The organism is Serratia sp. TSA_130.1, from assembly GCF_052691795.1.
The window spans coordinates 75,487-90,558 of record NZ_JBQZFS010000006.1; the positions used below are offsets into that span (position 1 = coordinate 75,487).

Sequence of the window (15,072 nt, forward strand, 5' to 3'; positions counted from 1 at the left end):
GAAGTCGTTTTTTTATTGTTATTCGGCTAGCGCCGCGCGGGTCGGCAGGCCTTCGCTGTCGCCGATGGCCTGGATCGCCAGCGAGCCGATTTTGTTGCCGCGCTGCACCGCCTGTACCAGCGTTTTGCCTTCCAGCAGGGCGCTGAGGGTGCCGACGGCAAAGCCGTCACCCGCCCCTACGGTATCCACCACGTTGTCGACCTTGACCGCGGCCACCGCCGCTTTATCGCCGGCGGCGGTTTTAAACCAGGCGCCGTCCGGGCCGGTTTTGATGATCACCGCCTGCACGCCGCGCTCCAGATAGAAATCGGCGATGCCTTCCGGCGTCGATTGGCCGGTGAGGATCTGTCCCTCTTTCAACCCCGGCAGCACCCAGTCGGCGGCGAACGCCAGCTGGTTCAGCTGCTCGATCATCACCTCGCGACTGGGCCACAGCACCGGGCGCAGATTGGGATCGAACGAAATGGTTTTGCCCATGGCGCGCATCTCGCGCGCCGCATGGTGGCACAGCGCCAGTGATTCGCCGGACAGCGCCGCCGCCACGCCGCTCAGGTGCAGGTGGCGCGCGGAACCGAAATACTCGCGGTTGAAATCGGCGACTGACAGGCGGCTGGCCGCCGAGCCTTTACGGAAATATTCCACGCTGGGATCGGTACCATCGGTAGTCTTGGATTTCACCTGAAAACCGGTCGGATAGTGGCCGTCGACCGTCACCTGCCGGTAGTTGATGCCTTCTTTTTTCAGCTGCTGCAGGGTGAAGCGGCCAAACGAGTCGTTGCCGACGCGGCTGACCCAGCCGACGTTCATGCCCAGACGAGCCAGGCCGATCGCCACGTTCAGTTCGGCGCCGGCGATGCGTTTGGTGAAGGTTTCCACCTCCGCCAAATCGCCGGTCTGCGCCGCCACGAACATCGCCATGGCTTCACCCAGAGTGACCACATCCAGGGGCGCCTGCTGCGCCGTCGTTGCCGTTAACGTTGTCATCATGGGGTTACTCCGCACGCAAAATATTGACGTAATGGCGGGTGACGGCTTCCAGGTCATCACCCTGCAACGGGAATTCGATGCCGCGCGGCGCATCGTGCGGCAGGCGGGCCAGCAGATCGCGCCAGCTGCCGTCGGTATCGTCCAGCGCAATGGCGCGCCAGCCGCGCGGACCTTGCGTGGCGGCCTTGACGTGCACGTAACCGACGTGGCGGGCCAGGCGCTCGGCGGCGGCGAAGGCGTCTTGCCCCACCCACAGCCAGTTGGCCATATCGAAGGTCATGCTGACCGGCAGGTGGCTATCTTCCGCTGCATGGAAAAAGGCGTTCAGCATCGACAAAATGCCGCAGTCCGGCGTTTGGTCGTTCTCGACCACCAGTTTGACCGGATGTTGCTCCAGCGCCACTTTCAGCTCGGTAAAATCGAAGCCGGGGCGGAAATGGCCGAGGGAGAGCTTCAGCTGGCGCGCGTTCAGCGCCTGCGCTTCCGCCAGCAGCGCCGGCAGGTTGGGATTCAGCGTATGTTGCGGAGTGAACAGCGCCTCAGGGGCGGAATAGACGGCGAACAGCTGCTGGCGTTCTATCTCCTGGGCCAGCGCAGGCAGGCTGTCCAGTTCGCCGGCGGCGAACAGTTCGCGGCGGATCTCCACCCCGTCGGCGCCCGCGCCGGCGATGATGGGCAACAGCGCGCGCTGGCCGCCCTGTTGTTTGACGGTATCGGCGCCGTAGGCACCGGTGACCACGATGATTTCTGTTTTCATTTTGACTCCTGAGGCGGCATTGTCGCCGCCGCTGCTGTTACCGGTACGTTAAATGGAACCGGTTCCAGTAGAAAGCGACAGAGTGTAAAAATATGATCGCAATCACGAAGCTGAGCAAAAAACAGCCGATGAAGGCGGGGCGGTTAAGGCCCCGGAGAAGGCGGGTTAGCGGGTGGTGGAGCCGCGGACGATCAGCTCGCCGGAGAACATCTGCTCGCCGCTGGGGGCGGCCAGACCCTGAATACGCTGCACCAGCCGCTCCAGCGCCGCGTGCCCCATTTGGTAGGTGGGTTGTTTCAGCGTGGTGATGCCGACGCCCGCCAGTTCCGCCCACTCCAGCTCGTCGAAGCCCAGCAGGCCGATGTCGTTGCCCCACTGGATGCCGAGCCGGCGCATGGCGCGCGCCACCTGCAGCGTCAGGGCGCCGTTGGCGGAGATCACCGCCTTGCGCATGCCGCGATGACGGCCGCTGAAATCGCTCAGCACCTGTTCCAGTTTTTGCCGATCGTTGAGCGGCGTTTCGGCCTGCTCCGCCAGCAGCGCAGGGTGCTGCGCCATGGTATGCCTGAAGGCGTGCAGGCGTTCCAGGCGGGTATTGACCGTACCGAGCGGTTCGCTGAGGAACAGGATCGCTTCGAAGCCTTGTTGCAGCAGGTGCTCGGTGGCGACGGTGGCGGCTTCGCGGTTGTTCAGGCCCACTACGTCGCAGGCGAAGTCGGGGATTTTGCGGTCGATCAGCACCATCGGCAGCATCGACTGTTGCAGCGTGGATAACGCTTCCTCGCGCATGCCGACCGCGTTGACCACGATGCCTTCCACCCGGTAACTGCTGAGCAGCTGCAGGTAGTGCTGTTCCTGATTGACTTCGTTGTTGGTGTTGCACACCAGCAGGGTAAAGCCGTGTTGGCGGCAGGCGGCCTCGATGCCGCGCATCACGTCCACCGAATAGGGGTTGGTGATATCGGCGAGGATCAGGCCGATCAGGCGCGTTTGGCCGCCCTTCAGGCTGCGCGCCATCTGGCTTGGGCGGTAGTCGAGCTGCTGGATCGCCTGTTCGATGCGCTGTTTGAGATCGTCGGAAAGCAGGTGCTGTTCACCATTCAGATAGCGTGACACGCTGGTCTTGCCGGTTTTGGCGATGCTCGCTACATCGCTGATGGTGGCGCGTCCTGAGGCGCGCGTTGCCTTGACAGTGCTCACAGCCGATCCCTCCTGCGGTTAATTGCCAAGGAGACTACCATACCCGGCGTGCGGGCGGGAATGTTGAAGGATAAGGAGAAAATCGCAGGGAAGCGGCGGGGCGCCGGTGGCGCCCCGCGCGGGATTATTGCAGCGGGCTGAGGGTGATCTCGACGCGGCGGTTTTGCGCCTTGCCTTCCGCGGTGCTGTTGGACGCGATCGGGTTGTCCGGGCCGGCACCGGCGGTGCGGATACGGTTCGCCGCCACGCCCTGGGTGATCAGCGCGCTGGCTACGCCATCGGCGCGCTGCTGCGACAGGTTCATGTTGAGCGAACGGGAACCGGTGCTGTCGGTGTAGCCGATGACGTTGACTGCGGTTTTCGGATACTCTTTCAGCACCATAGCGACGCCGGTCAGGGTGTTGGCGCCCGCCGGTTTCAGCGTGGCGCTGCTGCTGTCGAAGGTCACGTTGTTCGGCATGTTCAGCACGATGTTGTCGCCCTGACGGGTGACGCTGACGCCGGTGCCTTTCATCTTGTCGCGCAGTTTGGCTTCCTGCACGTCCATGTAATAGCCAGCGCCGCCGCCGAGCGCCGCACCGGCCGCCGCGCCGATCAGCGCGCCCTTGCCGCGATCTTTCTTGGAAGAGGACAGTACGCCGACGCCAGCGCCCAGTGCGGCCCCGAGGCCCGCGCCGATGCCGGACTTGCCGACTTCGGATTCGCCGGTGTAAGGGTTGGTGGTACAGGCCGACAGCGTGAGCGCGACGCTCACTGCGCCGGCAATAATTGCAATGCGTTTTTTCATGTTCTTGTCCTTAATGGCATCAATATCTGTACGCGCCGGCCCAACACGGGGGCGCAAAAAAGTAGGCGACGCAGGTGGGGCCCGCATCACCGCGCTACTATGACGCGTTGGCTCGCCGGCAGTTCCGGAGAAAAACGTGACAAATGATGAGCGCGGGTAAGTGCTGGGGGAGTTATGCGACAAAACGCCGGGCGGCGCCATGCAGCGGATTCCTAATTGCGCGCCGCCAGGGCGCGAATGCGCCTTTTTTAACCGTAACCGGTTGAATTCTCGATTGCCGGCCAGTTCATGATCAGCGTATAGGCCTGGGTTTCGTCGTTAAACAGGCGCTGCGTCACCTGAAAACCGTGCTTGTGGTAAAACGCGCAGGCGCGCAGGTTTTGCTGATAAACCTCCAGGCTGAGCCGGCGGTAGCGCTGCTGCACGTGCGTCATCAGCGCCTGGGCGACGCCGCGGCCGTGATACGCCCGATCGACAAACAGCGCGCCGATGAACTGTTCGTCCAGCACGCTGATAAAGCCGACGATCTCGTTTTCATGCCAGCAGGCCCAGCTCTGCGCGCGCGGCAGGTAATTTTCCCGCACCAGTGCGGCGCTTTCACGCCAGTATTTTTCCGCCACGAACGGATGGGCGGCGATGGTGCTGGGCAGCCACAGCGCCATCAGCCGGTCGATATCCGCCGGGCCACAGGGGCGGATCAGCGTGGCTTTGGGTAGCACATGCACCCCGTGAGATGATCGTTCACCAGCCCGCTGGCCTGCATGAAGGCGTAACAGATGGTGGAGCCGATAAACTTGAAGCCGCGCTTTTTCAACGCCTTGGACATGGCGTCGGACTGCTCGGTTTTGGCCGGAACCTGGTTCAGCGCCTGCCAGCGGTTGAGCTGGGGCCGGCCGCCGACGAAGTCCCATATGAAGGTGACGAAATTCTCGCCGGCCGTCTCCATCGCCAGATAGGCTTTGGCGTTGGTGATGATGGCTTCTATCTTGCCGCGGTGACGGATGATGCCGCTGTCTTGCAGCAGCCTTTCCACGTCTTGTTCGGTCATGGCGGCGACCCGCTGCGGATCGAAATCATGGAAGGCGCGGCGGTAGTTCTCGCGCTTTTTCAGCACGGTGATCCAGGAAAGACCGGCCTGTTGTCCCTCCAGACACAGCATTTCAAACAGCTCGCGCGCGTCGGTGGTGGGCGTGCCCCATTCCTTGTCGTGATACTCGAGATACAACGGATCGGCCGTCACCCAACCGCAACGTTCGTCTGCCATCCTGAATGTCCTTATGCTGTATTTATGAACAGTAATCATCGCTCGAAGCGGCGAACTTGGCAAGCCTCTGATTGTTTTGTCCGCAGCCCCGCTTGACGTGACGAAAAAGCCGACAATAGTTACTACATGGCCGGTGGAAAACCGGCCAACGATAAAAACGACATTGCCTTCATTTGCAGGCTCTCAGGAGTCGATTCATGCCTCTAAAAATAACATGCATGCCCCGCCCGGCGGCGCTTGCAGTGGCGTTACTTTGCAGTGTGACCCTTCCGGTTCAGGCGTATGACCAACTCTACGTCTTTGGCGACAGCCTGAGTGATACCGGCAACAACGGCCGGTTCACCTATGACGGCAGTCAGCACCTGCTGTACGACGAAGCGTTGGCGCAACGCATCGGTGCGGCGCTGGTGGCCTCGGACAACGGCGGTGAAAACTACGCCGCCGGCGGCGCCGTGGCGGTGCCGGGCCTGAACCCGGTCGACAACACCCAGGATCAGGTGCAGCGCTACCTGAATCGGGTTAACGGCCAGGCCGATGGCGACGGTTTGTATATTCACTGGATTGGCGGTAACGATTTGGCGGCGGCGGCGTTGAACGCCGCTACCGCGCCCGGCGTGGCCTATAACAGCGCCGCGGCCGCCGCCGCGCAGGTGCATTCGCTGCTGAACGCCGGCGCCGGCACGGTGATCGTGCCGACGGTGCCGAACATCGGCTCCACGCCGCAGCTGATGGAGCTAATCATTCAGCAGGCGCTGCCGCCGGTACAGGGGGCGGCGATTCAGGCGGCCTATGCCACGCTCAATTCGGTGGCTACCCCGGACAACGCTTCGCGCACGCAGGCGATCCACGCGGCGTTGGCCGCCGCGGCGAAGCAGGGCAGCGCGATCCCTCAGGTGCAGCAGGCGATCGCCGCCCAGCTTGTGGCGGCGTATGACAGCCTGAGCGCGCAGGCCGCTCAGCTGACCGATTTCTATAATCAAAGCGAAGACCGTTTGCTGGCGCAGGGGGGCGGCAATATCGTGCGGGTGGACGTGAACAAGCTGTTCGCAGAAGCGATCGCCAATCCGGCGCAGTTCGGCTTCGCCAACACGGCCGGCATGGCTTGTCCGGCGGGCGTTTCCTCGGCGGTTTGCCGTTCCGACATGCCCGGCTTCGACGCCGGCCAGTCCTATCTGTTCTCCGACCATTTCCACCCCAGCCCGCAGGCGCACCTGCTGATTGCGGATTATATCCAGGCGGTGTTGGATGGCCCGGCGCAGGTGGTGGCGCTGAATCAGGCGACGGCGGCGATGGCGCGTGACAGCCGCGCCACGCTCGATAGCCGTTTCCAGCAGCTGCGCAACGGCGACAATCCGCAGGGCTCGCTGGGCGTGTTCGGCGGCTACGCAGGCCAGCACTATGACTATGCCGATAACCGGGCGGCGGGGGATGGCAACGCCACCACCCACAACCTGACCGTCGGCGTGGACTATCAACTGACCGACAGCTGGTTGATCGGTGCGTTGATCGCCGGTTCCAACGACGCTCAGCATCCTTCCAGCCGCTATGACTACAAGGCGCGTGGGGTGCTGCTGTCGGCCTTCAGTTCGCTGGCCATATTCGAGCAGGGGTGGGTCAATGCCGATCTGCACTATGCGACGATGGATTATGACGACATCCGCCGCAGCATGCGGTTGGGGCCGCTGACGCGCACCGAAACCGGTTCGACCTCCGGCAAGCAGTGGGGCGCGCGCGTGACCGCCGGCTATGACTTCCCTATCGCTGCTTATCTCACCACCGGGCCGGTGGCGCAGTTCGCCTGGGATTACAGCCAAGTGTCCGGCTACAGCGAAGACGGTGATGACAGCACCGCCATGCGCTTCAACGATCAAACCTATCATTCGCAGATCGGCGCGTTGGGCTGGCGGTTGGATACGCAATTCGGCGTGTTTAACCCCTATGCGGAAGTGAGTTATCAGCATCAGTTCGGCGATGACGTCTACCGCGCCGGCGGCGGCCTGAAATCGACGCAAACCTCATTTACTCGCGACAGTGCGGGTCAGGACAAAAACTGGGTGGATGTCACGCTGGGGGCCAACATGCCGTTGACGGACAGAGTGTCGGCCTTCGCCACCGTCTCGCAAACCGGCGGCCTGAGCAGCGGCGAGCAGTTTATGTATAACGTCGGCGTCAGCGCGCGCTTCTGAGAACTCTCGGGAGAGGATAGAGCCTGTGACGGCGAGATGGCGAGGCGATGTGGGCGGATGAGACTGTACTTTAGTACAACTATCATTTATCGCTGAAAGTTCTTATCGTTATTGCATAACGATAAAATACAGCGCTACAAAAAAAAACTGATCCTATAAAGGATCAGGTAGCCACTTGGCCAACACCAGGGAAAATTTTGGTTATTATTGTATATCCAAATCTTCACTGTCAATGGCTTTTTCCCTTCATCATCGGATGCGGGGCGTTTTCGCCTGCCTGTCTGGCCCCTCTCATCTTCAACGCGACAGAACGCTTTTGTCAGATGCATGTCATGATGCCGAGTTGTTATGATTTTGTTTTCTTTGTGTTTCTTTGCCGGATAATGCCCTCTGCCGCCCCTTCTTCAGCGACGCGCTTATTTCTCGATTAAATTAATTTCCCCTCCGAAATTATTTTAATTGACTCTTTAAAACGCCTGTTGATTATTAACGCTTCCTATTATGCCTGTCGGTTTAATTTACTTGGCGGCGCAACCGGGTTATACTCTTCTCAGTTTTATAGTGATGTTATTTCTTGAAGAGGATTGGTGAGTGTCTAACTTTTTTTTCAATAATGAAACCATTAATGCCTCTATAAAAGAAGAGTTGGAACGCGGGCTGAGCAAATACAATAATATAAAATATGCCTATGCTATAATGAATAAAAGAAATCCGACTAGCTTTTCAATCATTTCCAATAGGACGGAGTGGTTCGAGTTTTATATCAAAAATAACTATCAGTTTATTGATCCCGTTTTGATTACCGCATCGCATAGAATCACCCCGTTTACCTGGGATAAAGATTTGGAAATTGGCGCAGGATTAAAATTGCCAAAGATTTTTGATATGGCCAAGAACTACAATATTATTAATGGGTATACTTTCGTCTTGCACGATCATCATCATAATCTGGTGGTGTTATCCATTATGTTGGATAAGCATTGTGATGCGGATGTTGAACAGCAGATTGACAATAATAAGGCCGAAATTCAAATGCTGCTGATTACCATGCACGGAAAAATGACGGCGCTCTACCAGGAAATGAGCACGCCGGCTGACTTTGAAAAAATGAACCAGCGGGAGTTTTTCTCCAAGCGTGAAAATGAGATCATCTACTGGGCGAGCTTAGGTAAATCCTATCAAGAAATTGCCCTTATCCTGGGAATAAAACTCACCACCGTAAAATATCACATCGGCAACGCCGTCAAAAAGCTTGGCGTCACCAATGCCAAACATGCCATCAGGTTAGGTGTGGAGCTGCAGCTCATCCGGCCGCTTCTCGCTGACTCGGAAGGATAATGGCCAGGAATCCAACGGGTTATCCCACTTTGTGGCGTGTTGGTTGATGCGCGCCAGCAATCTGTTCCGGTTGGCATCGTCTATCGGCAGATAGATCAGATAAATATTTTTATTCTTTTCGGAGCATCCGGTTTTTACCACCGAGATATGCCAGCCGGAGCGTTGGAAAATAATGCGCATCGGGTGACTGATAATGGCGTATATGCCTTCGTAGCCGCAGCTTCTTGCATAGTTTATCATCGACAGGAAAAGCATGGTGCTAATTGGCGCTTGATGGAGTTGAAGTGCTTGAATGCGCGCCTTGTCTATAAATAATCTGCTGGCTTCAACGTAATTCCCTTCGGGGAGTTTTATATCGTTAAAGTAATTGTCGAATACGCCATCGCTGATCATGTTTGGGTATTTCGTTTCGATAAATCGCAAGCTGCAAATGACGTGATCTTGGTAGGTACCGAAAATATAGGTGGCGTGACGGTTGTCGTATTCGTCAAACTCCATGTTATTTTCGCAATTAACGAGCCAGTCTAAACGGTCTTTAAACGTTTTTTTTCTTAAAGAGAATAGTTCTTTCGATCTGTTATCTGGCAGCAAATTATAGTCTACGTCAAAGAGCTCTATCATTTTCAATCTTTTTCCTAAGCGACTTAAATGGCTTTTTAGCTGCGGCTGTTATTTGTTCTTGTTATACTACCAGAGTCACTATGGCAAGTAAATTTCAGTCGATGCCGCGTCGGTAAGAATAAAGTAAATATATAACACTGAGTTATGTTTTTTTTCATTCCATTCACTTATTTGAATATTGTTCAACACGCCTGTTGTTTGTCGAAGAAGCCTCAAGCTGCCGGTAGTGGAAGCATGCGGGGGATGAATCGGCGTTTCTCTAAAGCCAGCCGATACCCGAGCCTGCGAAAGCGGTGCGGTACCTCGCCTTCTGCGGCGCCGATGTCGCCGACGGTTTTCTTGGCCGACGGGTGAAAATCCAGCGCTTCTCGCCCCGATTCGCACTTGTTGCCGGATTCTGGCTGTATATCTTACGGTCAAAGGGTATACTGGCGCATTCCATATAAATCCACTTGTATCGCGTGCGAATTCAACATGCAAAAGTTTGATACCAAGACCTTCCAGGGCCTGATCCTGACACTGCAGGATTATTGGGCGCGCCAGGGCTGCACCATCGTTCAACCATTGGACATGGAAGTCGGCGCGGGAACCTCACACCCGATGACGTGCCTGCGCGCACTGGGGCCGGAGCCGATGGCCGCCGCTTATGTGCAGCCATCCCGTCGCCCGACCGACGGCCGCTACGGCGAAAACCCGAACCGTCTGCAGCACTACTATCAGTTCCAGGTGGTGATTAAGCCATCGCCGGACAACATTCAGGAACTCTACCTGGGCTCGCTGAAAGAGCTGGGTCTGGATCCGACCATCCACGACATCCGCTTCGTGGAAGACAACTGGGAAAACCCGACGCTCGGCGCCTGGGGCCTGGGTTGGGAAGTGTGGCTGAACGGCATGGAAGTGACGCAGTTCACCTACTTCCAGCAGGTCGGCGGCCTGGAGTGCAAGCCGGTGACCGGCGAGATCACCTATGGCCTGGAGCGTCTGGCGATGTACATCCAGGGCGTGGACAGCGTGTACGATCTGGTGTGGAGCAACGGCCCGCTGGGCGTCACCACCTACGGCGACGTGTTCCATCAGAACGAAGTGGAGCAGTCCACCTACAACTTCGAATACGCCGACGTCGATTTCCTGTTCTCCTGCTTCGAGCAGTACGAGAAAGAAGCCCAATCGCTGCTGGCGCTGGAAAAACCGCTGCCGCTGCCGGCCTACGAACGCATCCTGAAGGCGGGCCATACCTTCAACCTGCTGGACGCGCGCAAGGCGATTTCGGTGACCGAGCGTCAACGCTACATTCTGCGCATCCGCACGCTGACCAAAGCCGTTGCCGAAGCCTACTACGCTTCCCGCGAAGCGCTGGGCTTCCCGATGTGCAACAAGAAGAACGAGAACTAAGAGGCAGCCATGACTCAACAGACTTTCCTGGTGGAAATCGGCACGGAAGAGCTGCCGCCGAAGGCTCTTCGTTCCCTGGCGGAATCTTTCGCCGCCAACTTCACCGCCGAGCTGGACAACGCCGGCCTGGAACACGGTGACGTGAGCTGGTTCGCCGCACCGCGCCGCCTGGCGCTGAAAGTGGCCAACCTGAGCGCGGCGCAGGCCGATCGCGAAATTGAAAAACGCGGCCCGGCGATCGCTCAGGCGTTCGACGCCGAAGGCAAACCGAGCAAAGCGGCCGAAGGCTGGGCGCGCGGCTGCGGTATCACCGTCGATCAGGCGGAGCGCCTGGTGACCGACAAGGGCGAGTGGTTGATGTACCGCGCCCATGTCAAAGGCCAGTCGGCGCAACAACTGCTGGCCGGCATGGTCAGCACCGCGCTCGGCAAGCTGCCGATCCCGAAACTGATGCGCTGGGGCGATTCCGACGTGCAGTTCGTGCGTCCGGTGCACACCGTCACGATGCTGCTGGGCGCCGATCTGATCCCGGGCACCGTGCTGGGCATCGAATCCGCGCGCACCGTGCGCGGCCACCGCTTCATGGGCGAAGCCGAGTTCACCCTCGACAATGCCGACCAATATCCGCAGATCCTGCTGGAGCGCGGCAAAGTGGTCGCTGACTACGAAGCGCGCAAAGCCCTTATCAAACGCGACGCCGAACTGGCGGCGCAGAAGATCGGCGGCAAGGCCGATCTGAGCGACAGCCTGCTGGAAGAAGTGGCCTCGCTGGTGGAATGGCCGGTGGTGCTGACCGCCAAATTCGAAGAGAAATTCCTGGCGGTGCCGGCGGAAGCGCTGGTGTACACCATGAAGGGCGACCAGAAGTATTTCCCGGTGTACGACGCCGCAGGCAAACTGCTGCCTAACTTTATCTTCGTGGCCAACATCGAGTCGAAAGACCCGCAGCAGATCATCTCCGGCAACGAGAAGGTGGTGCGTCCGCGTTTGGCCGACGCCGAGTTCTTCTTCAACACCGACCGCAAAAAACGTCTGGAAGACAACCTGCCGCGCCTGGAAACCGTGCTGTTCCAACAGCAGCTGGGCACCCTGCGCGACAAAACCGATCGCATCCAGGCGCTGGCGGGCTGGGTTGCCGGCCAGATTGGCGCCGACGTCAACCACGCCACCCGTGCTGGCCTGTTGTCGAAGTGTGACCTGATGACCAACATGGTGTTCGAATTCACCGACACCCAGGGCGTGATGGGCATGCATTATGCGCGCCACGACGGTGAGGCGGAAGACGTCGCCGTTGCGCTGAACGAGCAGTATCAGCCGCGCTACGCCGGTGATGCGCTGCCGCAGTCGCTGGTGGCCTGCTCGCTGGCGATCGCCGACAAGATGGACACCCTGGCCGGCATCTTCGGCATCGGGCAGCATCCGAAGGGCGATAAAGACCCGTTCGCGCTGCGCCGCGCCGCGCTGGGCGTGTTGCGCATCATCGTCGAGAAAAACCTGCCATTGGATCTGCAGACTCTGACCGAAGAGGCCGTGCGCCTGTACGGCAGCAAGTTGACCAATGCCAAGGTGGTCGACGACGTGGTGGAATTCATGCTGGGTCGTTTCCGCGCCTGGTATCAGGAAGAAGGCCACGCGGTCGATACCATTCAGGCGGTGCTGGCGCGCCGTCCGACCAAACCGGCCGACTTCGACGCGCGCGTCAAGGCGGTATCCCATTTCCGTACGCTGGACGAGGCGGCGGCATTGGCTGCGGCCAACAAACGCGTCTCCAACATTCTGGCCAAGTCTAGCGAAACGCTGAACGACAGCGTGCGCGCCTCGGTGCTGAAGGATGCGGCGGAGATCCAGCTGGCGACTCACCTGGTGGTGCTGCGCGACAAGCTGCAGCCGTACTTCGCGGCGGGCAACTACCAGGAAGCGCTGGTGGAACTGGCCGCGCTGCGTGAGCCGGTGGATGCGTTCTTCGACAACGTGATGGTAATGGCGGACGATGCGGAAGTGCGCGTTAACCGTCTGACGCTGCTGAGCAAACTGCGTGAGCTGTTCCTGCAGGTGGCGGATATCTCCGTGCTGCAGTAAGCGGTTCTTTGCTGTGAAAAGGCGCCTGCGGGCGCCTTTTTTATGGTTGGCGTAACAGTCTGATACCGGCAGCGGTCAAGCGATAGCGTTGTAAACGGCTCTTGGGTTTATCCGGTAGCGTCATTTCAATCCAACCCGCATTCAAGGCCGGCTGTAGATAGCGCTCGCGGAAAGATTTTCGATCTTGCAACTGTAGAACATTCTGGAGTGCTTCTCGCGACATCTCCCCTTGCAGCGCCGCTAGCAAGTCAGCGACTTGGGGGGTGACTTGGGGGGTGACTTGGGGGGTAATGCTCAGCTCAAGCGCTTTTAGAATCATTTCCAGCATGAATTCAACGAAGGGTGAGCAATCGGTCTTTTGGTTGCTGGCATTCAGCGCCTGGTAATATCCGGGTTGGTTATCATGTACCAGACTCTCAACCGGCACGTTGGCGAACAACGGATCCCAGCGTGACAAAATCAGCGTTTGCCACAACCGTCCCATACGGCCGTTTCCATCGGCAAAGGGATGGATAAATTCGAATTCATAGTGAAATACACAGCTGCCGATCAGCGGTGGCAGGTCGGTTTGTTGCAGCCAGATGAGCAATTGACGGATTAGCAACGGTACGCGTTCCGCCGGTGGAGCCATATGTATCACAACATTGCCGTTCATCACGCCGACGCCGCTTTGACGATAGCGGCCAGCATCAGGCAGTAAGCTGTTCATCAACATCCCATGTGCGGCAAGCAGATCGCGTTCATTTTCGGGATGCCAATGATTCAGGTTGGTATAGCAATGGATGGCATTCATCGCTTCCTGAACGTCACGCGGAGGGGCGATGACGCGCTTACCTGCGATGATAGCGGTGATCTGCTCTTCGCTCAGGGTATTGCCTTCGATCGCCAACGAACCTTGAATAGTGCGGATCCGATTGATGCGCCTTAGCCGCAATGCATGCTCTTGTTCCGCTTGTATCGTCAAACGGGCCAATGCGGCGCCGACGTCTGTCGCCAGATGCAGAATGGAGGGCGTGATGGTCAACGGTGGCTGATAAGAGGACATGAGCAAGTTGGCCCGACGATAAACGTTGGAAAAGTGTACCATGCGTGCGTGGCACGTGCAGTACGCCGTTTTCAACCGCCCGGCTGAGACAATGTTCACCGCAAGCGGAATCGCGTATCGGAACGCCGCCAGTTGATCTATTCTTATAGGCGCACGGAGTGCGGAAAAAGGGGCGGAGTCCAATGAAAAAGCAGGTTTATAACAGGAGTTATGTCACATGGCGGTAGGGATCCAGAGCAGAGGTTTCGCGCGTTGGTTGGCACCGGTATTGGCATTGTTGGTGGTCATGCAATTGACCGCCTGCGGCGATAAAGAGCCGGAACAGCGCAAAGCATTTATCGATTACTTACAGAATACCGTGATGCGCAGCGGGGCGAACATCCCCACGCTGAGCGAAGACCAGAAACAGAAGTTCGGCAACTATGCCGGTGATTACGCGATATTGGTCGGCTTTTCGCAGCAGTTGTCCAAGTCGGTCGGCGCCAGCCTGACGCCGGCGCTGGATCAGATTAACCAGATCCGCACCGCGCAGGACTACCTGAACAAACGCGACGCGCTGCAGCAATCGGTCGGGGCGTTGAACCTGTTGGGCCAGCAGATCCAGTCGGCCAAATCGCAGGCGGATACTGCCCACGCGGCGCTGAAGCAGCCTGACGATCTGAAGGCGGTGTACAACCAGGCCTATGACAAGATCGTCACCGCCCCGGCCAACGCCTTGATGCCGGCGATCCCGACTACCGCCAGCTTTGTGCAGGATCTGGTGCAGGTCGGCGACTTCCTGCAGAGCCAGGGCAATCAGGTCAGCTTCAACAACAACGGCGTGCAGTTCCGCACTGCGCAGCAGGTGGCGCAATACAACACCATGATGTCGAATCTGGTGGCTAAGCAGCAGAACCTGATGAATGCGCAGAAAACCATTCAAAGCGTGACGCAATAATAACGCGTCCAGGCGCGAAACAGGCCGGCATTGCCGGCCTGTTTTATTTCCCCTCAGCGTTTCCAATCGCTTGCTGGCTTATTGCGCAGGCTTCTGTACTACACTTCAATTAATCCATTCATTAGGCAATGTAGTTTTCTTTCATTCATCACTTCGCTAGTTCCCGGCGGGATGAGTGCTCACAGGGAAGATCAAACAGAGCGTTGCGATCGGCGCTGCAGCTAAAAATAAATTGTGACTAATGTCACAATTCAAAAACAAAACGCCAATTTAAAAATGTGATCATAGTCACTTTATTGGGGGTTTTGTGGCGACTTTTTTCTCACTGTGCTTTTTTTACACGCCATAAATGTGATCTTAGTCACTATAAAGGGTGGTTTGTTGGGGTGTTGTGTGTGATTTGTATCACAAAAAATCCGTGAAGTTCGCGTGACAAAAACAGCGTGATAGAGTCCGTTTCGCATACAGCGGCAACACGG

At 58.0% G+C, this 15,072-nt stretch carries 13 protein-coding genes; 5 read left to right on the forward strand and 8 right to left on the reverse strand.

Going from position 1 to position 15,072, the window contains the following annotated elements:
• Window positions 1–18: 18 nt before the first annotated feature.
• From ACUTQY_RS19270 to ACUTQY_RS19295, 6 genes are all read right to left on the reverse strand, one after another.
• The gene (locus ACUTQY_RS19270; protein ID WP_046688560.1) at window positions 19–984 is read right to left on the reverse strand and encodes a sugar kinase; all 966 of its coding nucleotides are present in this window, start codon (window positions 982–984) and stop codon (window positions 19–21) included.
• A 7-nt stretch (window positions 985–991) separates the two neighbouring features.
• Window positions 992–1,744, reverse strand: a complete 753-nt coding sequence (locus ACUTQY_RS19275) for a sugar phosphate isomerase/epimerase family protein (protein ID WP_033652313.1) — start codon at window positions 1,742–1,744, stop codon at window positions 992–994.
• 165 nt (window positions 1,745–1,909) lie between these two features.
• Window positions 1,910–2,944, reverse strand: a complete 1,035-nt coding sequence (locus tag ACUTQY_RS19280) for a LacI family DNA-binding transcriptional regulator (RefSeq protein WP_004933951.1) — start codon at window positions 2,942–2,944, stop codon at window positions 1,910–1,912.
• A gap of 124 nt (window positions 2,945–3,068) precedes the next feature.
• Entirely contained in the window at window positions 3,069–3,731 is a 663-nt protein-coding gene (locus ACUTQY_RS19285; RefSeq protein ID WP_033645129.1) for an OmpA family lipoprotein, read from the reverse strand.
• Between the two features lie 248 nt (window positions 3,732–3,979).
• Window positions 3,980–4,432, reverse strand: a complete 453-nt coding sequence (locus ACUTQY_RS19290) for an N-acetyltransferase (RefSeq protein ID WP_046688561.1) — start codon at window positions 4,430–4,432, stop codon at window positions 3,980–3,982.
• Window positions 4,429–4,995, reverse strand: coding sequence for a DNA-3-methyladenine glycosylase I (locus tag ACUTQY_RS19295; protein ID WP_046687998.1), 567 nt, complete (start codon window positions 4,993–4,995; stop codon window positions 4,429–4,431). Before ACUTQY_RS19295 ends, ACUTQY_RS19290 begins: the two co-directional genes overlap by 4 nt.
• Window positions 4,996–5,192: 197 nt before the next feature.
• Here ACUTQY_RS19295 and ACUTQY_RS19300 point away from each other — a divergent pair, with 197 nt between their 5' ends.
• Together ACUTQY_RS19300 and ACUTQY_RS19305 are read left to right on the forward strand one after the other, a co-directional pair.
• A complete protein-coding gene (locus ACUTQY_RS19300; RefSeq protein ID WP_046687999.1) occupies window positions 5,193–7,181 on the forward strand; it encodes an autotransporter domain-containing esterase in 1,989 nt (662 codons plus the stop codon).
• 591 nt (window positions 7,182–7,772) lie between these two features.
• Entirely contained in the window at window positions 7,773–8,519 is a 747-nt protein-coding gene (locus ACUTQY_RS19305) for a helix-turn-helix transcriptional regulator (protein ID WP_033645125.1), read from the forward strand.
• Here ACUTQY_RS19305 and ACUTQY_RS19310 read toward each other — a convergent pair.
• Complete coding sequence (locus ACUTQY_RS19310; RefSeq protein ID WP_042783396.1) at window positions 8,466–9,140, reverse strand: acyl-homoserine-lactone synthase; 675 nt, start codon at window positions 9,138–9,140, stop codon at window positions 8,466–8,468. The two genes, ACUTQY_RS19305 and ACUTQY_RS19310, sit on opposite strands and share 54 nt — an antisense overlap.
• A 474-nt stretch (window positions 9,141–9,614) precedes the next feature.
• Here ACUTQY_RS19310 and glyQ point away from each other — a divergent pair, with 474 nt between their 5' ends.
• Both glyQ and glyS read left to right on the forward strand, forming a co-directional pair.
• Window positions 9,615–10,532, forward strand: a complete 918-nt coding sequence (gene glyQ, locus ACUTQY_RS19315) for a glycine--tRNA ligase subunit alpha (RefSeq protein WP_004933966.1) — start codon at window positions 9,615–9,617, stop codon at window positions 10,530–10,532.
• A 9-nt stretch (window positions 10,533–10,541) separates the two neighbouring features.
• On the forward strand, window positions 10,542–12,611 hold the full coding sequence (glyS, locus tag ACUTQY_RS19320; RefSeq protein ID WP_042783397.1) for a glycine--tRNA ligase subunit beta: 2,070 nt from the start codon (window positions 10,542–10,544) through the stop codon (window positions 12,609–12,611).
• Window positions 12,612–12,651: 40 nt separating this feature from the next.
• On the opposite strand, the gene ACUTQY_RS19325 is transcribed toward glyS, so the two are convergent.
• Window positions 12,652–13,656: a Fic family protein gene (locus ACUTQY_RS19325; RefSeq protein ID WP_060660858.1), complete on the reverse strand. Its 1,005-nt coding sequence runs from the start codon at window positions 13,654–13,656 to the stop codon at window positions 12,652–12,654.
• 217 nt (window positions 13,657–13,873) lie between these two features.
• Here ACUTQY_RS19325 and ACUTQY_RS19330 point away from each other — a divergent pair, with 217 nt between their 5' ends.
• Window positions 13,874–14,593 (forward strand): DUF3053 domain-containing protein, encoded by a 720-nt coding sequence (locus ACUTQY_RS19330; RefSeq protein WP_025304780.1) that lies wholly within the window; start codon window positions 13,874–13,876, stop codon window positions 14,591–14,593.
• Window positions 14,594–15,072 lie beyond the last annotated feature (479 nt).